We start from the raw sequence: 24,699 nt of genomic DNA, 5'->3' as shown, positions 1-24,699 counted from the left end.
ATAGCCGTTACCATCCTCACCAAATGGCCGCAGATTCCCTCTCTCGCCACCTGGCTGACCGTAAGACGCCCTGGCCCCATTTCAACCAGTATCTGGTGGCCTATCTAAGCTATCTGCTGTTCTATCCCGTCCCGTGGCTGCTGGGCCATCACCGCCCCACACTGCCTGGCATCCTGTTCTCCACAGCCGCCATGCTGGTTTTCCTGCTGGTCTATTTCGCCCCCTACCGGAAGGACAGATATTACGGCTACGGCGAGATCATCCTGACCGACCTGATCGGCTATGCCTGCGCCTGGACGCATGGGGACTGGCAAGTCTACTGTATTTTCGCAGCTGGAATGTGTGCCCGGCTACCCGGAAAACGGCAGTCCATCACGATGGTCATCCTGCTACAGGTCGTCTTGATCATTTCCGGGCATTTCCGCCACAAGACCACGCTAGAAGCCATCCCCGGCGCCTTTTTCAGCATCATCACCTATATGGGCACGCTGATGCAGTGGCAGCTCGGCATCCGTAATTTTGAACTACGCGAAGCCCAGAACGAGATCCGCACCCTCGCCACGACCGCCGAGCGCGAACGCATCGCCCGCGACCTGCACGATCTTCTGGGTCATTCCCTGACGGTCATTTCCGTGAAAGCAGAACTGGCCGACCACCTGTTCAAATCCGACGCACCCCGTGCGCAACAGGAAGTAACCGAGATCAGCCAGATCGCCCGCACCTCTTTGCGCGAAGTCCGGGACGCCGTCTCCGGCATGAACGGCGCTTCGCTCCAGCGAGAACTGGGTCGCGCCCGCAAGGCCCTGAACACAGCGGGGATCGCGCTCACCCTGAACGGTCCCAGTCCCTCCGCTGACCAGCCGCAGAACAGCGTGCTTGCCCTGGCCCTGCGCGAAGCCGTCACAAATGTCATCCGCCACTCCGATGCCCGGACCTGCACCCTCACCTTCCAACATAACGCTGATGGGCATATCTACACCTTCACCCTCGAAGACGATGGCCCACTTCAAACCGCGCAATCCGCCCCCAGCCTTATCGAAGGCAACGGCCTACGTGGCATGCGTGCCCGGCTTGCCGCTTCGGGCGGCACGCTCACCGTCTCCCCCCACCCCCAGGGCTTCAAGCTGACTGCAACGATACTACCGTGATCCGCCTCATCCTCGCCGAAGACCAGACCATGCTCCTCGATGCCTTCGAGGCCCTGCTTCAACTCGAAGACGACATCCGGATCGTCGGCCGGGCGACCGACGGGCGCGAGGCGCTCGACCTGATCCGCGAACACCGCCCTGATGTCGTCCTGACCGATATCGAGATGCCCCATGTCACCGGCATCGAGCTTGCGGAAAAGATCCTTCAGGAAGGCCTACCCAGCCGCGTTATGATCGTGACGACTTTCGGCCGCTCCGGCTATCTGCGCCGCGCACTTCAGGCCGGCGTGCGCGGTTATATGCTCAAGGACGCACCCATCACGCAGCTCGCCGCCGCCATCCGCAAGGTCGCGGCAGGCGGCCGGGCCATCGCACCCGACCTGGCCGAAGCCGTCTGGGACGCCCTGCCCGACCCGCTCTCCGAACGCGAACGCGCCATGCTCCGCCTCGCCGAAGCCGGACGCACCAACCGCGAAATCGCGGAGGAATTGTCCCTCTCCTCAGGCACGGTCCGCAACTACTTCTCAGAAATCGTGCAGAAACTCGATGCCCGCAACCGCATTGAAGCCGGGCGGATCGCCCGAGCAAACGGCTGGCTCTAACAGGGGCGGAAAGGACAGTCCGGAAAAAGAAGCCGTTCCCTAAAATCTGCCTGGCCATGGTAGGATAGCTTGCGACTACTGGCGGAAGATTTTTCATGCAGCTTCTCGCGCTCATCGGAGCAGCGTTTCTCGTCTACTGGGTCGTGACCCATCTGGGACTTGTGTTCGGTCTCATCTTTGCTTTCGCGAAATTCATCGTCTTTGCGCTTGGAGCTCTGATCATCCTTGGCATCGTGATGCAGATGATCTCGGGCAAAAAGAATGCTGGAAACACCGATCAGAAAACAGCGAAAGACCCGATCGCTGCATCCCCTGCGAACCGGAGGTGGTTCGAAGTCCTCGGCGTCAACGAATTTGCATCGCCTGACGAAATCAAGCGCGCCTATCGCGATCTGATCCGGCAGTACCATCCGGACAAGGTCGGCGCGATGGGAGAAAAAATCCGTGAACTGGCGATGCGGGAAACGCAGATCATCAACGCCGCCTTTCAGAAGGCCCGCCTCAACCGCCGCTTTTGAAGCGTGGTTTGTGCACTCTGATGTCTGGCGGATCTACATTCTTGCTGACATCATCAGGAATACCCCATGAGACGGTCCGTGTCTGAAGAGTGCGGGAACACAATCTGGAAAATGTAGACGCAGATCTCCCGCGTAACCAGCTCATCGTGGTCACAGGTATTTCCAAGTCAGGCAAATCCTCACTGGCCTTCGGGACAATCTATGCCGAGGCGCAAAGACTCTATCTGGATTCCATTTCCCCCTATGCCAGACGTCTGTTCGGCCAAATGCCGGTCCCGGTCGTGACGTCCACCGAAGAACTGCGCGATGCAGACGATTCCCTAATCGTCATCCAGCATAATCCGGACGTGATCCACCGCGCAGAATGACTAGTGGATACCGGTGAACGAGGTGGCAGCAGCCCTCCAAAAAAAACCATCGTGGCTTCGCCACATAGTACCCCATTCATCCACTCCTACATTCAATCTGGAACGGCGCAAAGGGTTCAGAAACTGGCACTGATCGTTCCGTAGAAGGAACGGGGGGCTCCAACCTGTAAACTATTATAATCTCCGGAAAGCGGATTGCCCCCGCTTCCCATATTCGAGACATAACGCTCGTTGGTAATATTGTAGATATTGAAATCGAATTTCAGCGTTTTGGCGATGGAGATATTCCTGAAGCTATAACCCATACCGAAATTCTCTAACCAGTACGCCGGAACACGCGTATCATTCACGTAGCTGAGATATCGCTTGCCCATGAACAGCGTATCAAAATGCAGATTAAAATCTCCGACAGAATAACTGAGCGAATTTTTATACATCAGCTTCGCATAATTAGGTTCCTGCTTCCCCTTGAGCTGATACGTCACGCCGCCAGATGTCAGGTTGTTTTCAAATTTCGAGCTGTTGTAACTGATGCTGTTGTAAATCGAAAAATGCCTAACCGGTACGATCGTAACGCTTCCGTCCACCCCATTCATATCCACATCCCCAACATTCTGGAATAGGGAATGCGCCGTCACGAGCGGACCGACAGAGATCGACTGCTGCCGGTTAGAAAAATCCGTATGATACAGATTGATGAGCCCCTGAACGTATTTCGTCTGAAGACGGTACCCGATTTCATACACCCAGTCCGTCTCGGGACGTAAGTTTTTCTTGAGCGTATTGAAATCAGCCTGGGTCTGGGCTCCCCAAGGGGTTGAGGTATTATAGCCACCTTGCGGATAAGCCTGCATGTTCTTTGAAATATCAAAGTAGAATTCGTTATGTGGAGCGAATTTCCAGTTTCCACTGAACTGAGGAAGCGCCGCCGCCTCAGCTGTCAGAGACCCAGAGGCAATCTGTGTCAACCCGGTATAACGGAAATCATTATTAGTGACGCGATCTGCCGCGTTAACCACCATGGTACGGAAACCGGCATGCAGCGTCAGGCTCGGCAGCACCTTGTAGGTATCCTGCATATGGAAGACATATGTATTGGTATTGAAGGCCTCACCATAGCCGATCATGAATGGTGTTCCCCGATGTGCAACCTCATCATACGGCGTGCCATCTGGCGAGTCCGGCTCGTTATAATACTGCATCGAGGGGTTGTAGACCGAATTCTCATACCAGAATCCGGCATCGAATGTCTGCTTGCGAAGATGGTAGAGAAGGTCCGTCTGAAAACCCAGGCGTCGTGTGCTCATTGCCTGGTCCTGAGCTGCAAGAGGAGCGCCACTTGGTGAACTGACATAGGGACTGGTCCACCAAGCATCATAACGTTTACCTATGCCATAAAACGTCGTTCTGGACTCCAGATGCTGGGTCAGCTCGCTATCGAGACTCATCCCGCCCACATAGTAAGTGCTCGTCTCGATCCCGCGGTAATAGGCCGCGTTCTTGGGGTCAGATAGGTTTTGATATTTTGTTGGATAAATTCCATTCGCGGCGTTAAGCGCAGCAGCGTAATCAGGATAATAATAATCGGAGTCATATCCGACCGTTTTCAGCATCTGTAGCGAATTATCGAGATAGGAGGCCGCAGCTTCCTGTGACCAATCAAAATAGGTCTTGAATGTCGTATGGTTGCCTATGGGCTGCACCAGTTTGGTATTCACCATTTGCTGGAACTGTGAATCCCCCCCCAGCCACTTGTCTTCAGCTCGCCGGTCATAAGACACGTAGAATTTGGTACCACTCGGATTGAGCTTTCCACTGTCGAAACGCACAAACGTTCTGAAAGCATCATAACTTCCAAAAGTCTGGGAAATTCTGCCCCCCATCCTGTCCAGCGGGTCGTCGCTGTAGAACCGGACCGTACCACCTAAATTGCTGGTCGAAGGCGTATCGAGACTGCCCGCCCCTTGTGAAACATCCGTGCGGATAATGTTTTCATTACTGATCGTCCGGTTGACCGGCACACCATTATAGGATTCATAACCCTGACCACCGAGCGGAATTCCATCAACGGTAAATCCGAGCTGATCGCTGGTAAAACCATGCATGTAAAAGCTCTGGGACCACAGGTCGATCCCGAGTGGATCAGAAGAACTGAACTGCACGCCGGGAAGGTTTCCGACAGCCTTGAGCGGTGTTGTTCCTGGAACAAGATTCTGCATATCACGTCTGGAAACCGACTGCATCTGCCTTGTGGAGCCGGATCCTACAACACTGATCGTCTCTGATGCACTCTTCACGACGGGCGCATGTTTTTGGGCATGCGCTGTCTTCGCGCGGAGACTGGCAGCTTCAGGGCGTCTCATATCTGCTGCCCAGACTGAATTTTGGCCATACAACGCCAAAAACACCATCTGAGAAATTCCGATATATTTCCAGGATCTCGCTGACATGTGTCACACCCTCATTACAGCATCGTTCGAATCGTAGTTCATAACGTTCTGAATACGGAATATAGTGTGCACAACAGATCGGGTTTGAAAACAAAAAAATCACTGTATTGTTGTCAGCAGGAAACTCTTCCCACACTCATTTCTGAAAAAAGAAAGTTCCGCTTCCCCCTAGGTAAAAGAAAGCAGAACATTTGAGGGCCTCTAAGAGCTCTTTTGGAAATTCAGGGATGAGCATTTCGGCGTAGCATGAGGCTTCCCATGGCGATGTGGATCATGGCCTCTGCCACGTCGATACGCTGTTCGTAATCCCTCACCAGTCGGCGCCAGCGGATCATCCAGCAGAATGTCCGTTCAACGACCCATCGACGTGGCAGAATTTCAAATCCTTTTACCGTATCTGAGCGCCGTATGATCTCGACCGTGAAGTCGTGAAAGGCGGCTTTGTCCATCAACTGCAGGTGGTCATAGGCCCCATCTGCGAAGAAATGCTTCACCCACGGCCAGCGTTGGCGGATAGCATCCAGGATCATCTGTCCACCCGCACTATCCGAAATATCGGCTGGTGTCAGCCTGACCAGAAGCAGTCGGCCATCGGTATCGACCGCGATATGACGCTTGCGGCCAACGATCTTCTTGCCGGCGTCATAGCCACGGGTCTTTGCATGAGGAGCCTTGATACTCTGGCTATCGATAACGCCCCCAGATGGACTGGCCTCGCGTCCCGTAGCTTCACGATCAAGCATCAGGCAGACATCATGGATGGTTTGAAACAGGAAACGGCGCATTAGCCTGCGGAACCACCAATAGACGGTCTGCCATGGACCAAAATGAACAGGCAACATTTCCTAGCCACGCCGGTTCAAAGGCGGCATCAGGGGCGCTATGCGATCCCATTCTTCATCGGTCAGATCAGACGGATAACGCTTCGTCTTGCCTGTAATGTCGGCCATTCGGCCTCGTTGTTCTGGCGTCCACATCCTGAGTTTGAATCACGCAACAGACACCCTGAAAACCACTCACGCTCAATTTCCAAAAGGACTCTAAGCCTCCGGATGAAACAACACGCTTAGCGAGCGCACACCCTGCGCACCATGCACGAGCACGCCTTCAATATCTGCCGTCGCTGACGGACCACTCTGGAACACAGCATAATGCGCCTGCGTCCATTCCGGGCGCTGGTAAGCATTGTGCAAATTATACACGATCTGAGACGGGTCCAGCAGGATCACTAAGTGCTGAGGCAAAAAGCCCGTCGTGTTCACAAGAAGCTGCTTTTCCGTAAAACAAAGCGATCCCGTCTCCGCCACTCCAAACGCCGCGCGCAGAACGGCATATTCGACCGGGGCAATATCCGTAGGCTTCGTCTGGGGTGTGATCCTCATATCTCCCTCGAACTCCGGCACGCAAGACAGGACCGGCCCCAGCTTAACGATAGCCTGACACACGGGCGCCATCGGATCGACCGCATAAGGAGTGAGCATCTTGCCGCCCATGCGCTCAAGAGTCTTTTGAAACAGCGCCCTCATGTCTGCTGGGGCTGCCTGATCGAACAGCGGCACGACAGGCCGGGGACGTTCGCCCTGAATATGATTTTTCCGGATTGTGTCCAGAATGGCTTCGCGTGAACCGCTCATGACTTTTTCCCTTCGTCCTGCTGCTTCCGGTTCTTGCGATACCATTCATTGAACGTCTGTTTGGGTGTCTCAGGAATGTCGCGCTTGCGGCCCCAAATATTGAGCTTGTTGTACAGCATAAAATGCGGCAGATGTCGTAGCGCGCTACGCCCCAGAGGCAGACTTGCCCGATAGACTACAGGCGATGCCAAAACCTCGCCCGCCGCCTTCATCATGACCTTCTTGACCGAGGAAATTTCTCCCGCACCCGCCAGCGTCTTGCGCCAGTCGGCGATCTGTTCGTGAATGTTAATTTTTACCGGACAGACATTAGTACAACTGCCGTTCATCGTCGAGGAATACGGTAGGTTTCGATATTTATGCGCGTTGAAGGTCGGGTCAATAATCAGCCCGATCGGCCCGGCATAGGTTGCGCCATAACTCAAACCACCGCTGCGCCGGAACACCGGGCAGGTGTTCATGCAGGCACCACAACGGATACATTTCAGCCCCGACCAGAATTTCTCCATTCCCAGACGCTCGGAACGCCCGTTATCCACGAGCACGACATGCATCTCGCTGCCCTCACGCGGACCACGGAAGTGCGATGTATACTGCGTAATCGGAGAACCCAGGGCACTGCGTGACAGCAGGCGAATAAAGACGGGCAGTTCGTTCAGTCCGGGAATCAGCTTCTCGATCCCGATGGACGCGATATGCAGCGGCGGCGTATTGGCAGACAGATCCGCATTGCCCTCATTGGTGCAGACAACGAAGGTTCCCGTCTCCGCCACCACAAAATTCCCGCCCGTCATACCGGCCTGAGCCGACAGGATCAGCGGACGCGTGGCTTCGCGCTGACATTCTGTCAGGTAATGCGCATCCGCATTATCTGGATCGGAACCAATTGTCTTTGCAAACACGCTGGCCACATCGGTGCGCAGCTTGTGCACGGCAGGCACGACGACGTGGCTAGGTGCTTCGTCATCAAGTTGCTGGATGCGCTCACCAAGGTCGGTTTCGATGACCTCGACGTTGTTGTGGGCCATGAACTCCCGGAAGCCGCATTCTTCCGTCAGCATGGATTTGCTCTTGATCAGCCGTTCGACGCCCCTGCTCCGCAGAATTTCCAGAACAATGGCGTTATGCTCGCCCCCATCCTTCGCCCAGTGAACCTTGATTCCGTTGGCCGTCGCATTTTTCTCGAACAGTTCGAGATAGTAATCGAGCTTCGAAAGCGTGTGTTCCTTGATGCCAGAGGCAAGGTTGCGAAGCTCCTCCCATTCCTCGATCCCATGCATTTCCTTGTCGCGCTTCTGACGCAAATCCCACAGGCGCGCGTCATGCATGGTTTCATGTTCGGTCGCGGCCATGAAGCGGTTCGCAGCTTCGGACTGGTCAACGGGCCGGTTGCCACGGATTTTCGCACCCCGCGGCTGGGGTTCCGAAATCCGGGACTTCAGAGGCCGGGACGAGGCGGCGCCATGATCGAGCTGTTCGCCATGCGGGTCCGTCAGCTCTTCATGCAATTCGGCGGTCATGCGCGTGCTCCGTTCAGGATCTGGGCGATGTGAATGTATTTGAGATTGGCACCCATCCGTCGCGCACAGCCTTCCTGATGCATCATGCAGGAACTATCGGAGGACGTGACATATTCCGCGCCGGACTTGAGTTGATCCGTCACCTTGTCCTGACCCATCTTGGCCGACACACCTTCCTCGAACACCGAGAACGTCCCGCCAAAGCCGCAGCATTCGTCAGGGCGCGTCAGATCGGCGAATTCAATGCCCTTGACCATCCCCAGCAGCGCCTTCGGCTTGGAAAACGGCTCTTCCCGACGTTCGCTCATGCTGGCGATCCGCAGGTTCCGCAGCGTGTTGCAGTTGTTGTGCAAGGCAACACGATGCGGAAACTCGGCCCAGGGGAACGCATCGACCTTGAGAACGTCATGCAGGAATTCGACCAGTTCATAGGTGCGGCTGCGAACGTGTTTGACGGCATCAGTCTGTTCGATGGCCGTCATGTTGTTGCGCACCTGATTGGTGCAGCTTCCGGACGGCGTGACGATGTAGTCGTATTTCCCGAAATTGCGGACGAACAGTTCTTCCGTCTTGGCCGCCTCGCGCTCGCAGCCAGTATTGGTCATGGGCTGACCGCAGCATGTCTGATCGACAGGATATTCAACGGATAACCCAAAGCGCTCCAGCAGTTCCAGAGTCGCAATTGCTGTCTCGGGGTGAAACATGTCCACATAACATGGAACGAACAGACCGACCTTCATGAAGCATACCTTTATCTTCAACCATCTTGTGATGACGATAGTCTCATGAAAGCAGCGCAGAAACAAAAGACAAGTTTACAGGATAATAGAATTAATCATAACCATAGTATTTTATACATAACAAAAAACCGAATATAATAATAAATTATGGAAAATTTACATTGGATTTCTCCAACCCCGCAAATTACTCCCTCAAATAACCCTCTGCTTTTGAGACCTGTTCTGTGATTCCATTTCTCCTGCATTGATTGAGGGAATGGATGGCGAGGCAGCCTGGTTTCTTTGATGTTGAAGCAGCGGCTTCCTCAGCTGAGTGGGCTTGGTGATCAGCTCGAAGCATTTTCCCGGACTGTAGATTTTGAAGTCTTCCGCCGTGATCTGGAGCAGGCTTTGGCCTGCTCAGACAGCAGTAAAGGTGGACGACCGCCATTTGATCCGGTGCTGATGTTCAGGATCCTGGTTATCCAGACGCTGAACAATTTGTCCGATGAACGGACGGAATATCTGATCAACGGCTGCCTGTCGTGCATGTGCTTTCTGGGATTGGGCCTATCGGAGCGCATGCCTGATGCCAGAACACTCTGGCTGTTCAGGGAACGTCTGACGCAGGCTATCTGCCGATGTCGGGCCAGATCCTGGAGGCAACCTGGTGGCTGCTCCAAAGCAGAACTCCAACGCAGAGAAAAACAACCTTTGGGAAGGACGTATTCCTGAAGACTGGCAGGACAAACCCGCAAAGCTGTCGCACAAGGACCGTCATGCGCGCTGGACACTGAAGTTCATGAAGGCGAAGCGGCAGGATGATGGAACCATGCCGTCAAGTGATCTCGCCATTCCGTTCTTTGGCTACAAATCCCACGTCTCCATCGACCAGAAGTTTCGGTTTATCGGGAAATGGAAGACGACGAATGCCGCAGCCAGCGATGATGCCAGACTACGCGAGGGCCTGTTGGATAAAACCAATATAGCCTCAGGCGTTTGGGCTGATACGGCGTATCGCTCAAAAGCCAATGAAGACTTCATGGAAAAGCAGGACTTTGTCTCCAAGGTTCACAGGAAAAAGCCGCATCTCAAACCGATGCATCGGCATATCCAGCGATCCAATGCTGGAAAGTCGGTCATCCGCTCGCGTGTCGAGCATGTCTTTGCCGATCAGAAGTCGCAGATGGGACTGTTCATCCGAACCGTAGGCATCACCCAGTCCACCACGCGGATCGGTCTGGCCAATACCGTCTACAACATGCGCCGCTTCCTCTTCCTGGAGCGGATAAACGCCGCCGCGTAGCAACCCAGCGGGGGGCAGCACTCGATCTGCTCAAGACGCAGACCGAAAACGCCCCAAAGAACCGTCAATCAAACCGCAAAGACCTAGAAATTACCGGCCAAGCACATCAACCAGCGGTTCTTCGATCCTTCCAACTCATTTCGCAACTGACTAAGAACAATGCAGCTCAGTAGGATGCCATCACGACCGGAATATCTGCACTGACCGACGCCGATCTGGCGAAACAGAGCATTCTGCATCTTTTCGCCCAGACCAAACAGCCGTTCGTCGTACAATCCCTTTCAATCATGGATGGTCAGTCCTCAATGATCTTCAAACTTTTCACGACTGACAGGGTCTCAGGAACAGGCTTTTTCCATAAGCGCCACGACATGCTTCAGGATATGCCGTTCGTCATACGCCTCAAGCGCGACCTGTCTTCCGGCCGCGCCCATCTTCTGTCTTAACGTTGCATCCTGCGACAGGGTACGCAGGGCCTTCGCGAGAGGCGTGGACAGACCAGGTGGAACCAGAAATCCGGTTTTTCCATCCAGTACCTGCTCTCTCGGCCCCCGGACGTCCGTCGCCACGACCGGCAATCCCGTCAGCATCGCTTCGATGACCGACATGGGCAGGCCCTCGAAATGGCTAGGCAGCGCAAACACATCTGCGGCCTTCAGCAACTCCGAGACATCTTCACGATATCCAAGCATCCGCAGACGCGGGCCGAGACGGTCGCACGCGCCTGCGAAGGCTACCGTCAGATCCGCGCCATGATCCGAAGGCAGACGTTCCCCGACCACCCAGAGCTCCGCCTCCGGCACATCTTCCATCGCACGCAGCAGTTCGGGATGACCCTTATGCCGCACCAGGCGCGACACCACGATGACCACCGGCCGATCTTCCGGCACTCTGAGTTCCCTGCGCAAGCGTGCCCGCGTCTCCGGATCGGGATGGTAGCGTCGGGGATCACGACCATTGCCGATGGCGATGGGGTTGCGGTTCAGATGCAGCCGACGTGCGTCCCGCGCTTCTTCGCCCGAGACCGTCATATACAGATCCGTTATGCGCCCTGCCGCCCATTCCAGAATCAGGGAAAGCATCCTGCGACGCCATGATCCCGGCTGATTGAACAAAAATCCGTGACATGTATACGCTACGACACGCACCCCGCAGAGCCGCGCGGCAAATCGCGCCAGAATGCCGCTAATCGGCATGTGCCCATGGACCAGATCCGGCTTTTCCCGCCGAATCAACCGCACCAGAGCAACAAATGCCTTATACTGTGCCAGTGGCGAAAAGGAGCGGGCCATCGGAACACCATGCACCGTAAAGCCTTCGGCCCGGACAGGCTCCAGATGGGAACCTTCCGCACAGGCCCCCTGAACGTCATACCCAGCATCACGCAGCTCCCGCATCAGCGGCAGCAGGAACTGCCTGAGAGCAAAATCCACGTTGGTAATCTCAAGTATCTTCACAATTACGAAACAGCCTATTCCGGGATGCGTTCAAGCAACCAGGTTATGCTCTGATGAATTCGTTTAATCGCCTTTTCGGCATCAGGTTTTTCATCAGCCGGTGCGGCCTCACCTTCCGGCGAAGTCACGTCAGGAAGAGGCCGCGGTATAATGATGATCTGTTGGCAAACCTCGCGCCTCCCTCGCCCCAGATAAATATCATTTTCCAGCCGCACACCCCCGTCACGCTGCCTGAAGCGCCAGATCGTCCCGCCAACCTGCAGAATGATGTCCTCATCATCCTGCGTCACTTTCACATCGGGGTGAATATGAAAGCGGATGGCAAAGTCGATATTGCGTTCCCCATCAATGATCTCCTGCCCACGCAAGTCCTCACCATCCGAGCCGAAATACAGGCGACGGGTCCATTTTGCTCCCAGCGGCGCGTGGTAGCCATCATGTGACAGATCCAACCAGTGCGCGGTGCCGTCGGTCTGATGATCGCAGGACACGGTAACCGGCCGGCGCGTCATGCCGCCAGCTGGTCCGAAGTCCGCAGACGACAGACCATCCGCTACAAGTACCGTATGAGCGGCGCTGCATCTCATGGCATCGCGCCAGGCCCCGACCACAGCACTTCCACAATTCACGAACAGGCGATGGCGCTGGTACGAAAACTCGAAGGACAGCGTTCCGGCGTGCGCCATACTATCAAAACCAACTGGCGCGGGAGGGCCACTGTCTACAAGCAGCAGTGATTTGCCAAGCGCCAGCCGCGTGAATTTTCCCTGTGGCATGGCAGGCGCAATCAATTTCTGCCGCGACCCCTGAGTCAGAACATCTTCCACAGCTGCGCTGTGCCGCTCGTTCGCCCCATTAAAGACTGCAAGACCACCATCACCGTGCCGCATCGCCCGCAGAACGGGACAGACCTTGTCCAGCGCCCGATCGATAAAGGGCGGAACACTGGCATGAGCAGTACGGAACATAACGGACATTTCCGCCAGCTCACGCGCGGCGAGGAACTGCGCCTCCGGGCTGCGCTCCATTACTGTGCCATCTGTCAGAACCAGCCGCTCCAGTTCTCCAGGCAGATACCGCAGGAATCGGGACATGAACCCCGTCTGCTCTGGCATTGCCATGGCTGCCGCCAGCAATCCCCGAAATGCCATCAGGCCACGTGCACCCTGCGGGGGCAAAGGCAGAAGGGCCGCGATGGTCCGGCCCTCCACCAGCATCCGTTCCATTAGACGCTGCTGAAGCCGCGGATCGGCAGAGGCCAGGCAGAACTCATGATTCGACAGCCACGACGCTAGACGCCTCCCCGTGACGCACGCATCCCGCACCAGCGGATCGGTTGGCGGATGCGTCAACCAGTCACTGACGAGTCCCCGTGCGGTCAAACGGGCCCTGTCGCTCCCGAGGGTCCGCAGATCCCGCAACCAGCTGAATCCATGGAGCCATTCACGCACCGGCTCCGGCCAGGGACCACGCTCCCAGTTCCCGTTTGGCAGCGGATAGTCCTGTCGGTCGAAACGGAAATAGCCCCCAATCAGGCGCGCGCCCTGATCCGGATCGCCTTTCCATGGATCGCGGAACGCATGCACTGGGCCTTCGGAAGCTGGCCCCCCAAAGGGCAAACGGGCAAAGGAGAGGCGAAGACCTCGAAGCCAGCGACCGCCTGTCATCCGGTAATCTGTTCCGCGAACGGCCCTTCAAGCGCTCGGATCGCAGCGTCCCGGTCTTCTTTTCCAAAGACTGCCGAACCCGCAACGAGCATGGTCGCGCCTGCGTCCACAACAAGTAGCGCCGTCCGGGGATCAATCCCGCCATCCACGGCAAGGACAATCTCCCGTCCGCTCTCGCGGATCATTTCCGCCAGTGTCCTGATCTTGGCAAGCTGACTGTCGAGAAAGCTCTGACCACCAAATCCCGGGTTAACGGTCATGACAAGAATGATATCCACCAGATCCATGACTTCCGACAGCGCCACTGCAGGCGTCGCCGGACAGATTGCAACGCCGGGACGGCAGCCCAGGGCACGGATGGTCTGAAGCGAACGATGCAGATGGGGTGCGTTCTCAACATGCACCGTGATGTGATCGGCGCCTGCTTTCGCAGTAGCCTCCAGATACGGGTCCACCGGATCGATCATCAGATGGACGTCGAATTTCGCATCCGTATGCCTGCGAAGGGCCGCAATGACCGGAGGGCCAAACGAGATATTCGGCACGAAATGCCCGTCCATCACATCGAGATGGAGCCAGGGCGCGCGCGCAATGGAGGATATCTCTTCCCCGAGGCGGGAAAAGTCAGCAGCCAAAAGGCTGGGAGCGACGATGATTGAGGGCCGGTCAGTCATACTCTCCTGTATCGGCAAACCCATCGCACGACGCAAGACACATCCGCATCCGTGCGCATCTTCGTGAGCATCATGCCTGTCCACATACCCTTCCGGAACCCCGGCGCCCCTGAAACGTCCTGATAACCACATCTGTCGACCTGCCCGGAGCGCCTCATGACCGACCGCCTTTCACCCACCCTCCTCAGCCGCGACAGCTGGATCCGCCGCCCCTCTCACCGGGCATGGCTGGAAATGCAGGGTCGCCGCCTTCTAGATTTCAGCAAGGGCGGATGCATAGACGGCGGTTTTACCGGGCTGGATCTGGAAGGCACGTTGCCTAAAAATGCGAAACCCGAGGCCACGCTGACCGCACGCTGCGTCCATGCCTATGCCGTGGCGGAGCTTCAGGGCCTCCCCGGAAGCGCGCCGCTCGTCGCTCATGGAATCCATGCCCTGCGCACGAATTTTCGCGATGACACTCATGGGGGCTGGCAGCATTTCGCAGACAAGGAACATGACCGCAAGCAGGCTTACCTGCACGCTTTCGTGGCCCTCGCGGCATCCTCGGCCGTACTGATCGGTGCGGAGGGCGCAGGCGATCTGCTCCGGGATGCAATCGATCAGATCGAAACCCATTTCTGGAGCGAGGAGGAAGGCGTCATGCGCGAAAGCTTCGCCCCGGACTGGTCAGACGAGGAAGACTACCGCGGCGCCAACAGCAATATGCATTCCACCGAGGCCTTCATGGCACTGGCAGATGTCACTGGTGACGTGAAATGGCTCCATCGCGCCCGCCGCATCGTCACGCGCTTCGTACATGAACTGGCCGCCGCGGAAGGATTCGCAATGCCGGAGCATTTCAAGCGCAACTGGACGCTCATGCGCGACTATCACAGCGACAAGCCTAACGATGACCTACGCCCCTATGGCATGACGCCTGGGCACTTCGTGGAGTGGGCCCATCTGACCCTGAAGCTCGAAGCCGCCCTTCTGCGTCATGGCCTAGCCACGCCAGAATGGATGCTGCACGACGCTCAGGCCCTGTTCGAAACCGGGGTAAACACCGGCTGGAACGCCGATGGCCGGCCCGGCATGCTCTACACCATCAACTGGGAACACGGCCCGCACAACCGCAGCCGCATTCACTGGGCGCAGGCCGAAGCCCTGACAGCCGCGATCAACCTTTACAAGCGGACCGGAAATCCTCATTACGAGCACTGGTACCGCATGATCTGGGATTATATCGACACAACCCTGATCGACCGCGATTTCGGAAGCTGGTTCAATGAAGTCAGCCCCGAGGGCGAACCCACCGAGACGATCTACAAAGGCAAGGGAGACTTATATCACGCCTATCAGGCCACGCTTGCCCCGATGATGCCACTCACGCCGTCCCTTGCCACAGCCATCGAACAGATCGGCGTCCCCTACTGATTCAGTCACCCCTAAGGCGCTTTCGTTAGCACATAGACTGGGAGCGCCACGGAATCCCGGAACAGGTACCAGAGTTCCGCCATCCGGAAGTGGCACGGCGCCCCCCCTGAGACCAGCCTTACGCCCGCCCGACGAAGCGCCCATTCCGACCGCAGGACATGAAACCACTGCGTGACCACGACAACGCCCTCGGGATGCAGCCGGGCGACATGCAGGGCCGTCAGCCAGGTGTTGTTTCCGTGCGAATCCACAATGATTGCCGAAGCTGGAATATCCCTGGCCATCAGCCAGTCCGCCATGATCCGGGCTTCGTCCTGATGATTGTCGCTTTCGATCGCACCGCTCACCATGATCGTTCGCACAAGCCCGGCACGCCACAGCCGCAACCCTTCTTCCAGACGCTCCCGCAGCGCCAGACGCGGCTCCCCCTTTTGCGTAACGGCTGTTCCGAGGATGACCGCCATTTCCGAACGGACCGGAACAGCCGAGACACCCCGGAACGCGACCCATCCCATCCAGGGTAACAGCAGACCAAGCAGCACCAAGACTCCAATCAATCCCCGCCGCAACCTTTGGACGATCATGCCCCAGTACGTCAGGAGCATGTCTCTTTTCCAGCCTGCAACCGGTGCAGATAAAGCAGCGCCACCCCGGCCGCCAGAATCCCGGAGAGCGATCCGATCCCCAGAGCCCAGCGGGGGCCCAGACAGTTCGCAACCATGCCCACCAGCGGTGCCCCCAACGGAGATGACCCTGCAAAGACCGCGAAACGGATGGAGACCACCCGCCCACGCATGCCCGGATCCGTTGCCAGCTGCATGTAGCTGTTGCTAACCGCCGTGAAGGTCAGCGACGCCATTCCGGCCATAACCAGCGTGACAGCAAAAGCCCAGTATCCCGGAGAAAGCGCGCCCAGCAGACAGGCCAAACTGAAAACGACGGCACCCTGCGGCAGGGCAGAAAACTGCATGGTCTTACGACTGGCCGCGAACAGGGCCCCGGCGATCGTTCCGACCGCCATTGCCGAATTCAGGATCCCATAACCATGCGCCCCGACGTGAAAGACGCTTACAGCCATGGTTGATATATAAATCGGGAAATTAAGCCCGAACGCCCCCAGCAGAAACAGCATGAACAGGATGGTCCGCAGATCATCGCGCTTCCAGACGTAGCGCACGCCCGTCAGCAGATCCTGTTTTTCCTGATGCGCATTTTCGGGTTTGACTAGTGCAAGACGATGCAGTTCCTGTGCCCGCAGGGAGAGGAGCGACATCAGTACGCCATAAAACGAAAGCCCGTTCAGAATGAACGACCAGCCCGAGCCGAGCTCGGCAATACAGAACGCCGCCACAGCCGGCCCGATCATACGCCCCGCGTTATAAGAAACGGAATTGAGCGCGACGGCATTGGCCAGATCCGCTTCACCAACCAGTTCGCCCACAAAAATCTGCCGCACCGGGCTGTCAAAAGCCGCCACACAGCCGCTTAAAAACGCAAACGAGTCCACTTCCCACAACCGAATCAGGCCCGTCACTACCAAAACCCCCAGCGCAATCGCCAAAGTTCCAAGTGCAGCTTGAGTCAGCAGCAGAAAACGATGCTTCTCCACCCTGTCAGCAATTTTTCCAGTCCAGAAAATCAGCAGAAGCGGTGGCGCGAGCTGAAGCGCCGTAACGATGCCAACAGCGGTCGCATCATGCCGGGTCAATTCCGTCAGAACCAGCCAGTCCTGCGTCGTCATCTGCATCCAGGTCCCAATATTCGAGACCAGGGCCCCCATGGCCCAGATGCGGTAGTTACGTCTCCCCAGAGAACGGAAAGCCTGCCCCATCATGGGCAGGATACGTCATTCAGGACAGGAAAGTACAGGAAACGAACCAGCATGCCACCAGTGTCGGGAATATCAGGGCCAATGTCGAGGCATGTCGCGATAATGTTCCACCGCCCCGGCCGGGGCAAGATCGTCTTCGTCAGGCTTCTGCCGCAGCAAGGCTCCGGTTTGCAGGGTGGATCCAGTCATCGGACGGCTGCGCGGGAGCAAAGCTAAATCTGGACAATTCGGCGAAAAGATCCTTCGCCTCGTTGCTCAGGTTCCGACACGCCACGTTGACCTCTTCCACCATCGCGGCATTTCGCTGGGTCATCTGATCCATTTCGTTGATCGCCTCGTTAATTGTCTCAAGGCTTTCAGCTTCACCCGTCGTAGCCTGGGAAATCTCCTCAAGCAGCGACGTGATCCCGTCCACATGCTGACTGATGACTTTCATCGACCGATCTGCCTCGCCAACGAAATGAACACCCTCTTCCACCTGACGGCCCGAGGAAGCGATGATGTTACGAATCTCCTGGGCGGACTTGGCCGAACGCTGAGCCAGAGCCCTGATCTCCTTTGCGACCACGTCAAATCCCTGACCCGCCTCACCGGCGCGCGCCGCCTCGATCCCAGCGTTCAGCGACAGCAGATTGGTCTGGAACGCGATCTCCTCAATCAGACCCAGAATACTCTCGACCTGCCGCGAGGAAGCCCGGATTTCCCCCATCACCGTGTTGGCCGAATGCATGACCCCCGAAATCCCAACCATCTGGGCCCGTGTTTCCAGAGACGTCTCACGCGCCTGCACGGCGGAGCGGGCGGTTTTGCCAACTGTCTGTGTAATGCTGTTGAGGGACGCGGCGGACTGGGCAAGATTGACGGCCTGCCGTTCTGTCCGTTCACTCAGTTCAGCGGAAGCCGAAGCGATTTCCGACGTCCCGTTGGCAATCATGAGCGTCGCATCGGAAATCCTGGCAATCGCTGTTCGGTAAATATGGATAAGTGTATTGAAATCCCGCCGGAACTCTTCAAACCGGTCTTGAAAATGCTCTTGGAACATGAAGGTCAGGTCCCCGTTCTTCACGATTTCCATCCCGGCGCAGATCGTCTCGATCGTTTCGCTTTGCAGCCGACGGATGCTTTCGCTCTTTCCGGAAAGTTCTCTCTGGACACGCGCGGCCTCACGCGCCTCGAGAGCTGAAATTTCCTGAAGCTTCAGCTGATTCTGGCTGTTTTCTCGAAAGGACTGAAGGGACCGGGCCAGACGGCCGGCGCAGTCCTGCTGATGAAGGCAGGGAATGGTGGTGTTAAGTGCGCCCCCGGCCACCTTTTCAGTAGCAGCCGTGATTTGTTCGAAGGGAACCGCGACGATGCGGATAGCAAATCTGGCGATCAGAAGCGTCAGGGTAATCTGGAACAGCAGTCCCGCACCCTGCGAGAGAGTCTGTTCATGCCTATAATGCACGAACAGATGCTGAAAAATCTGCTCAACCATGAACTGAACCACAGAAAGCAGAATCAGAACGGCAAAAAGCACCTTGATTTTTTGTCGGACATAGGCGGTTTTTTCAATCCATTTTAGCATGAGGGCCTTTTTGACATCTGGTCTCACGCTATGTTCGAGGAGCAACGTGAGTGTTTACAAATTTATACCTGCCGTTATTAATAAAAAATGAATACTTCTCTCGAAATTGTTTACAACATACTCTTTCCCGGATGCGACACCTGCATGCAGACGGCTCCATCATGTTGACAATTTCTCTTCCAGCGAGGATTTGTGGCGCTTCACCGTGGGGGGCTCTGGCATAGGGCTGAGATTCTGCTGGTGTGACCCTTAAAAGTCATACGGCGCAGTGACCCATTGAACCTGATCCAGTTCATACTGGCGGAGGGATGGTGGTCGCTGTCTGCCCGGCGCATGTCCATGCACAACGCAGCCAGCAGCTTGAACCTTTCCTGTCAGAGCTGAGATCTCATTGCTTACAGGCGAGGAGTCTCTCATCATGGCACACAGACAACCCTTGGCCGCTCCGGCCCCAGCGTCTGTCAGACCATACTGCCCCAACACCCGGGAAACGCCTGTGTCTGCCGTCGGCCGCTCGCGGTGTCGCTGTGTCCTGCCTGTCCTGATCGGCACAACGGTCTGTTTTTCGGCTGCGCATGCCGCCGAGACACCGGCCACGAACAGGCCCGCGATCCAGCGGGCCGCATCTCAGCCACAGGCTCCACAACCTCCCAAAACCGAACACATCATTGTGCACCGCATTGCGGACAGTGCTCCCGGCAATCAACCAGGGGGAGGACTGATCCATCTGCAGGACGGCGTGAAATCTGTCAGCACGATCGGTCAGGATTTCATTTCCAAACAGGCCCCGATGGCAACAGCCTTCCAGCTGGCATCCATGCTACCCGGCGCCAACGTATCCTCGTCCGATCCGATGGGATTTTCCCCCAATACCGACATAACCGTCCGCGGGCTCGATAACAGCGCCATTGGTTACGTGCTCGAAGGCATGCCGCTGAACGATGTCGCCGCCTATTCCGGCACGCCCAGCCAGTTCGCAGACAGTGAGAACTATCAGGAAATCGCCCTGGCACAGGGATCGGCCGATCTGGACAGCCCAGTCCTGAACGCCGCCGGGGGGTTAATGAACCTGACCTTCCGCGATCCCGCCCAAAAAGCAGGCGGTGACGCCAGCATGTCTTACGGGTCCTACAACACCAACCGCGAATTCATCCGCCTCGACACCGGCGACATCGCCCATACCGGCATCCGTGGTTTCGTCTCCTACTCCCACGGCGCGACCGACAACTGGCGCGGGCCAGGCCGCGACGCAAAGCAGCATGTCGATTTCAAATTCCTCAAGGAATGGGGACAGGGCAACCGCGCCAGCCTCATCGGCACTTTCAACACGACCATCACAAGCTGGTATCCTGAACCCACGATGGACAGCTGGAAATCGGACGGGATCAAAGGCCAGAACAACCTTCTGGCCCGCTATGACAGCAGCAATCCCGAAAACGGGGCGAATTACTGGCGCCTGTGGCGTGACGGAGAACGCACCCTTTATGGCGGAGCGCCCGTTCATCTGACGCTGACAGACCACCTGTCTCTGGACGTCACACCTTACGCCCAGTTCGCCTATGGCAACTGGCCGGGCGGAAGCACGATGTCCACATCCGGTCTCTATCAGGGCACACAGGCCCTGCCCGACACGCTGAACCTGCCCGGCGCACAGGATGGCGTCGGCGTGGTCCGCGCGGATTATACCCAACGCAGCTACCGCTCCGGCTTTACCAGTGCCCTACATTACAAAACCGGCTGGAACGATTTCGTTCTGGGTTACTGGTACGATTATGGCGATGATAACGAGCAACAGCCGTTCACAACTGTCCAGACCAACGGATATGCGCCGGACATCTGGGCGGAAAACAGTAAGGACGTGATCCGCCTATCGAACGGCGAACGCCTTCTCGGCGGCAGCTTTCATACCATTTCCCAGACGAACGCCCTGTTCGTCGGTGACCACATATCCCTGCTGCATGACCATTTGGCCATTGACCTCGGGTTCAAGGCCGTCATGATGAGCCGCGATGGCACTAACAGCATGCCGGGGCCGCAGTACCATGTCGGCTCTAACAGCATGGAGCCCCTCCCCCGTCTGGGCGTGCGCTGGTGGATTGACGGCGAAAACCAGCTCTTCTTCAACACCACGACCAATTTCCGCGCCCCGGATCAGAGTGCGCTGTACAACACCTACGACCCCTCTTCGGGCGAAATGTACGGCACCGGATCGGCCGACATCCGCAACGAATATTCCATTTCCGAAGAGTTGGGCTACCGCCGGACGGGACGCTGGATCATCGGCAGCCTGACACTGTTCAATTACAACTTCACTAACCGCCAGATCTCCACGCAGGCCGTACAGAACGGCTCCATCGTCAGCACAACCATGAATGCCGGTGGTCAGACGTCACGCGGTGTGGACGTGGAAATCGGCTTGCGTCCCTGGCATCACTTCAGCCCCTATGTGTCGGGCGAATATCTGCACGCCACCATCGACAACGACCTGATGTCCGGCGGAGACCTTCTGCGCACCCGTGGCAAAATCGCTGTCCGCAGCCCCACCCTTCAGGCCGCAGCCGGGCTGAGTTACGATGACGGACACATCTTCGGCGTTGCCACCGTGCATTACACCGGCCACCAGTACGCCACGTTCATGAATGACGAGCGCGTTTCGGACCATACGACGGGCGATCTCGCCATCGGCTACCGCTTCTCGGATCACGTCCATCTGCATCAGCCAACCCTGCGGATGAACTTCATCAACATCACAAACGAGCACTATCTTTCCGGCGTGGCGAGCCCCACCCTGAATGCGAAGGACACGACCGGCGTGTATGGCACCACCATTGCCGGAAGTGCCCCGAGCTACTTCATTGGCGGCGGCTTTGCGGCCCTGTTCACCGCCTCAACGGGATTCTGAGCATGGTAGAAGCATCCGGACAGTTCGGCGTCCATGGCCCCGAAAACAAGCGGGACTGGCCAGCCCTGTCCGATGCCGAAGCCTGCGAGGTCCTGTCCCATTTCCCGCTCCAGGCCCCGGCCAGACAGGTCATCTGGCACGGACGGCGACCATTTTCCTCAACGGGCGTCGTCCTGCTGGCGGATGGAAGCCGGGTTTTCCTCAAACGCCACGATCACTGTCTACGCGATGCGACAGCCCTTGCGGAAGAGCACCGCTTCATCATGCATCTGGCCGAACAGGGCGTTCCGGTTGGCCAGACATGGCGCACGAAAACCGGTCAGGCGGCCCTTGATCTCAATGGGTCAGCCTATGAGGTCTTTTCCATGATGCCCGGCCACGACCTCTACGAAACCGTGCAGTCCTGGGAGCCGTTCCACAACGTCAAACACGCCTTTTCCGGCGGCCTGCATCTGGGGCGACTTCACGACGCAGCCAGCAGTTTCGATGCCCCTGCCCGCCCTTCACGACGCCCCCTGCTCTCCACGTTCGAGGTCATCACATCTCTCAACCTGATTGCCGGTCTGGAACGCTGGATCCCACAACAGACCGGGCTGACAGAGGCCCTGACCCGTCATCCCTGGCATGAAGATATCCCCGCCGCCCTGATGCCGTTTCATGAAAGACTAAAACCTCATCTCGGCACGATCCAGCCCCGCTGGGGTCATGGCGACTGGCATCCATCCAACCTGTTCTGGAGTGGTACGGGCGCCGATGCACAGGTCTGTGGCATTCTGGATTTCGGCATGTCGGACCGGACTTGCGCCGCCTATGACCTCGCGGTCGCCATCGAACGTACCGCCATCGCATGGCTCGAACCTCAGAACGACTGTCCGGTCATCCATGAACGGCTCGAAGCGTTCCTGTCGGGCTATCTGGCGCAATATGCGCTCTCCCGCGAAGAACGCCGTCTGGTGCCCCTCTTCCTGCCGCTTGTTCACGTCGAATATGCCCTCTCCGAGGTCGCCTATTACGAGACGCTGGTTCACGACCAAGCTGGCGTGAAAGCGGCCTATACGGACTATCTTCTAGGCCACGCACACTGGTTCGCCTCGCCCTCCGGGCAGCAGTTCCTGCGTTGGCTGACCCAGACCATTCAAGCCCCCTCATGTCCCTGATCGAAATTCTGGGCGCTGTCCTCAGCGCACTCGCCGTCTGGCTGACGTCCCGGCGCAGCATGATCTGCTGGCCCGTCTCGCTCACCGCAGCGGGGCTTTACTGCTGGGTGTTCCTCAAAGCGCGACTCTATGCCGACGCAGGGCTTCAGATCGCGTTCTGCCTATATGTTATCTACGGCTGGCAACACTGGCGCCAGATGGGAAAAACCAATGGAAAGATCCGCGTCCGACGCCCGACACACCGCACCCTCATAACCGGCCTGCTCTGTGGCACAGCAGGAAGCGGGATATGGGCCTTCGTCCTCACCCGCTTCACCAACGACCCAACCCCCATCACGGACGCCACCCTTACCGCCTACAGCATCCTCGCCCAGTGCTGGGACACCATGCGCTATCGTGAAACTTGGCTTCTGTGGATCGTCGTGGACAGCGCCTACGTCGCCCTGTTCATCAGCCGTGACCTTTACCCGACCGCAGTCCTGTATGCCGGTTTCATCCTGCTCGCCGTCAACGGATACCGCCTCTGGAAGCCTGATCCGCCAGCCGCCTCACCAAGCTAACCAGCCGCAGATTTCAAATACCCCTATTTTCTCCTGAGGGCAGATCGGCCTATCTTTCCCTGCACTACAATGCTGACTTTATTTCCACGGAAAGCCAAACCTTCAATGCCAGACCTCTTCCAGAATGGTTCTCAGGACAATACCCGATCCGTTCTGGTCGCCCTGCTGGCGAGCGGCATTGTCATCAGCGCCATCTGGATCCTCAAGCCGTTCCTTCCCGCCACGATCTGGGCCGTCACGATCGCGGTGACGACCTGGCCCATGCTGCGACGGCTTCAGACCATCGTCGGGAACAGCCGCCGGGCGGCCGTTTCCCTTACCATCCTGATTGCGATGCTGGTGTTTATCCTGCCGCTCTGGCTCGCCATCACGACGGTTTCGAGCCATTTCGGCGATATCATCGCGCTGGTTTCCTCGTCTTCCACGCTCCACATCCCAGATGAGCCACCATGGATGGGCCGACTTCCCCTGATCGGTCCGCATATCGCGCCATTCTGGGAGCGCATGCAGCACATGCAGTTTCCCGAAATGATCCGGCAGATCATCCCGGCCCCGGAAACCCTCATCCACACATTTCTGGCCTATGCAGGCAGCTTCAGCATCCTGGCCCTGCAGTTCATTCTCACGCTGCTCATCCTCGGTGTGCTCCTCATGCGCGCGGAATCAGCGATCGCCGTCGCGGACACACTCGTCACCATTCTGGCGGGCAATCGCGGGAAGGAAATGCTTCAGCTTGCGGCTTACACGATCCGGGGGGTCGCCTTTGGCGTAACCGTCACCGCAGTCGTTGAGTCCACCGTGGCCGGCATCGGCCTGAAACTCGCCGGCGTCCCCTGGGTCAGTATCCTGACCGCTGTGACCTTCATGGCCTGCCTGCTGCAGGCCGGCCCGGGCGTCACCCTGATCCCGGCAGTGATCTGGGTCTATTTCGACCGTGGTCTTGCCCCGGCAGCACTTCTGCTCGTCGTCACCATCATTACGATCATTATCGATAACGTCCTGCGCCCATTCCTGATCCGCAAACAGGCCGATATCCCACTCATTCTCATCATGCTCGGCGTAATTGGCGGGCTCGGCGGACTGGGACTGGTCGGGATCTTCATCGGCCCTCTGATCCTCTCCGTGGCCTATACGCTGACCAAGAGTTGGGTCAGTGACTCCCGCCAAACACCCCCGTCCGTTTCAACGCCTCTGGATTCCTGA

At 57.3% G+C, this 24,699-nt stretch carries 18 protein-coding genes, 3 pseudogenes and 1 riboswitch; of the genes and pseudogenes, 10 read left to right on the top strand and 11 right to left on the bottom strand.

All coding sequences use genetic code 11. From position 1 onward, the window contains the following. Positions 1–23: 23 nt before the first annotated feature. The 4 genes and pseudogenes from IGS75_RS07815 to IGS75_RS07800 form a co-directional block, all read left to right on the top strand. Positions 24–1,148 carry a sensor histidine kinase gene (locus IGS75_RS07815; protein WP_141353620.1) on the top strand — a complete coding sequence of 375 codons (1,125 nt, stop codon included), beginning with the start codon at positions 24–26 and terminating at the stop codon, positions 1,146–1,148. After that, entirely contained in the window at positions 1,145–1,750 is a 606-nt protein-coding gene (locus tag IGS75_RS07810) for a response regulator transcription factor (protein WP_141353618.1), read from the top strand. Before IGS75_RS07815 ends, IGS75_RS07810 begins: the two co-directional genes overlap by 4 nt. A 95-nt stretch (positions 1,751–1,845) precedes the next feature. After that, positions 1,846–2,268: a J domain-containing protein gene (locus IGS75_RS07805; protein WP_141353616.1), complete on the top strand. Its 423-nt coding sequence runs from the start codon at positions 1,846–1,848 to the stop codon at positions 2,266–2,268. Positions 2,269–2,357: 89 nt separating this feature from the next. Beyond that, positions 2,358–2,579, top strand: a pseudogene (locus IGS75_RS07800) (hypothetical protein); the annotation flags it as partial. A gap of 173 nt (positions 2,580–2,752) precedes the next feature. On the opposite strand, the gene IGS75_RS07795 reads toward IGS75_RS07800, so the two are convergent. The 5 genes and pseudogenes from IGS75_RS07795 to IGS75_RS07775 form a co-directional block, all read right to left on the bottom strand. Then, positions 2,753–5,086 (bottom strand): TonB-dependent receptor, encoded by a 2,334-nt coding sequence (locus IGS75_RS07795; protein ID WP_202256518.1) that lies wholly within the window; start codon positions 5,084–5,086, stop codon positions 2,753–2,755. Positions 5,087–5,307: 221 nt separating this feature from the next. Next, a pseudogene (locus IGS75_RS07790) lies at positions 5,308–6,063 on the bottom strand (IS5 family transposase). 63 nt (positions 6,064–6,126) lie between these two features. Further along, positions 6,127–6,720 carry a LutC/YkgG family protein gene (locus tag IGS75_RS07785; RefSeq protein WP_141354634.1) on the bottom strand — a complete coding sequence of 198 codons (594 nt, stop codon included), beginning with the start codon at positions 6,718–6,720 and terminating at the stop codon, positions 6,127–6,129. Continuing rightward, positions 6,717–8,240, bottom strand: coding sequence for a lactate utilization protein B (locus tag IGS75_RS07780; RefSeq protein ID WP_202256517.1), 1,524 nt, complete (start codon positions 8,238–8,240; stop codon positions 6,717–6,719). Before IGS75_RS07780 ends, IGS75_RS07785 begins: the two co-directional genes overlap by 4 nt. Continuing rightward, a complete protein-coding gene (locus IGS75_RS07775) occupies positions 8,237–8,980 on the bottom strand; it encodes a (Fe-S)-binding protein (RefSeq protein WP_202256516.1) in 744 nt (247 codons plus the stop codon). The genes IGS75_RS07780 and IGS75_RS07775 overlap by 4 nt, the downstream gene beginning before the upstream one ends. A gap of 260 nt (positions 8,981–9,240) precedes the next feature. Here IGS75_RS07775 and IGS75_RS07770 point away from each other — a divergent pair. Next, positions 9,241–10,265, top strand: a pseudogene (locus tag IGS75_RS07770) (transposase). A 338-nt stretch (positions 10,266–10,603) separates the two neighbouring features. Here IGS75_RS07770 and IGS75_RS07765 read toward each other — a convergent pair. The 3 genes from IGS75_RS07765 to rpe are packed head-to-tail and all read right to left on the bottom strand — an operon-like array spanning position 10,604 to position 14,063. Further along, positions 10,604–11,722, bottom strand: a complete 1,119-nt coding sequence (locus IGS75_RS07765; RefSeq protein ID WP_141354013.1) for a glycosyltransferase family 4 protein — start codon at positions 11,720–11,722, stop codon at positions 10,604–10,606. A 14-nt stretch (positions 11,723–11,736) separates the two neighbouring features. Next, the gene (locus IGS75_RS07760) at positions 11,737–13,389 is read right to left on the bottom strand and encodes a heparinase II/III family protein (protein ID WP_202256515.1); all 1,653 of its coding nucleotides are present in this window, start codon (positions 13,387–13,389) and stop codon (positions 11,737–11,739) included. Continuing rightward, positions 13,386–14,063 carry a ribulose-phosphate 3-epimerase gene (rpe, locus tag IGS75_RS07755; protein WP_202256514.1) on the bottom strand — a complete coding sequence of 226 codons (678 nt, stop codon included), beginning with the start codon at positions 14,061–14,063 and terminating at the stop codon, positions 13,386–13,388. The genes IGS75_RS07760 and rpe overlap by 4 nt, the downstream gene beginning before the upstream one ends. A gap of 156 nt (positions 14,064–14,219) precedes the next feature. On the opposite strand from rpe, the gene IGS75_RS07750 reads away from it, so the two are divergent. Next, on the top strand, positions 14,220–15,479 hold the full coding sequence (locus IGS75_RS07750; protein ID WP_202256513.1) for an AGE family epimerase/isomerase: 1,260 nt from the start codon (positions 14,220–14,222) through the stop codon (positions 15,477–15,479). Positions 15,480–15,490: 11 nt separating this feature from the next. On the opposite strand, the gene IGS75_RS07745 is transcribed toward IGS75_RS07750, so the two are convergent. The 3 genes from IGS75_RS07745 to IGS75_RS07735 form a co-directional block, all read right to left on the bottom strand. Next, positions 15,491–16,084, bottom strand: coding sequence for a YdcF family protein (locus IGS75_RS07745; RefSeq protein WP_237468715.1), 594 nt, complete (start codon positions 16,082–16,084; stop codon positions 15,491–15,493). Beyond that, on the bottom strand, positions 16,075–17,313 hold the full coding sequence (locus IGS75_RS07740; protein WP_141354005.1) for an MFS transporter: 1,239 nt from the start codon (positions 17,311–17,313) through the stop codon (positions 16,075–16,077). Before IGS75_RS07740 ends, IGS75_RS07745 begins: the two co-directional genes overlap by 10 nt. 136 nt (positions 17,314–17,449) lie before the next feature. Further along, a complete protein-coding gene (locus IGS75_RS07735) occupies positions 17,450–18,877 on the bottom strand; it encodes a methyl-accepting chemotaxis protein (RefSeq protein ID WP_237468714.1) in 1,428 nt (475 codons plus the stop codon). Positions 18,878–19,073: 196 nt separating this feature from the next. Next, a riboswitch (TPP riboswitch) is annotated at positions 19,074–19,203 on the top strand. Positions 19,204–19,295: 92 nt separating this feature from the next. Here IGS75_RS07735 and IGS75_RS07730 point away from each other — a divergent pair. The 4 genes from IGS75_RS07730 to IGS75_RS07715 all read left to right on the top strand — a co-directional run bounded on the left by IGS75_RS07730 (position 19,296) and on the right by IGS75_RS07715 (position 24,699). Then, positions 19,296–21,779, top strand: a complete 2,484-nt coding sequence (locus IGS75_RS07730) for a TonB-dependent receptor (protein ID WP_202256512.1) — start codon at positions 19,296–19,298, stop codon at positions 21,777–21,779. A gap of 2 nt (positions 21,780–21,781) precedes the next feature. Further along, positions 21,782–22,936, top strand: a complete 1,155-nt coding sequence (locus tag IGS75_RS07725) for a phosphotransferase enzyme family protein (protein WP_202256511.1) — start codon at positions 21,782–21,784, stop codon at positions 22,934–22,936. Continuing rightward, positions 22,927–23,496: a nicotinamide riboside transporter PnuC gene (gene pnuC / locus IGS75_RS07720; RefSeq protein ID WP_202256510.1), complete on the top strand. Its 570-nt coding sequence runs from the start codon at positions 22,927–22,929 to the stop codon at positions 23,494–23,496. Before IGS75_RS07725 ends, pnuC begins: the two co-directional genes overlap by 10 nt. Positions 23,497–23,601: 105 nt before the next feature. Next, the gene (locus IGS75_RS07715) at positions 23,602–24,699 is read left to right on the top strand and encodes an AI-2E family transporter (protein ID WP_202256509.1); all 1,098 of its coding nucleotides are present in this window, start codon (positions 23,602–23,604) and stop codon (positions 24,697–24,699) included.

The sequence above is a fragment of the Gluconobacter sphaericus genome (assembly GCF_016757795.1).
In the GTDB taxonomy this organism is placed as follows: domain Bacteria; phylum Pseudomonadota; class Alphaproteobacteria; order Acetobacterales; family Acetobacteraceae; genus Gluconobacter; species Gluconobacter sphaericus.
The sequence above is the reverse complement of the archived record's forward strand: the minus strand, read 5'-3'. Positions and strand labels throughout refer to the sequence as shown.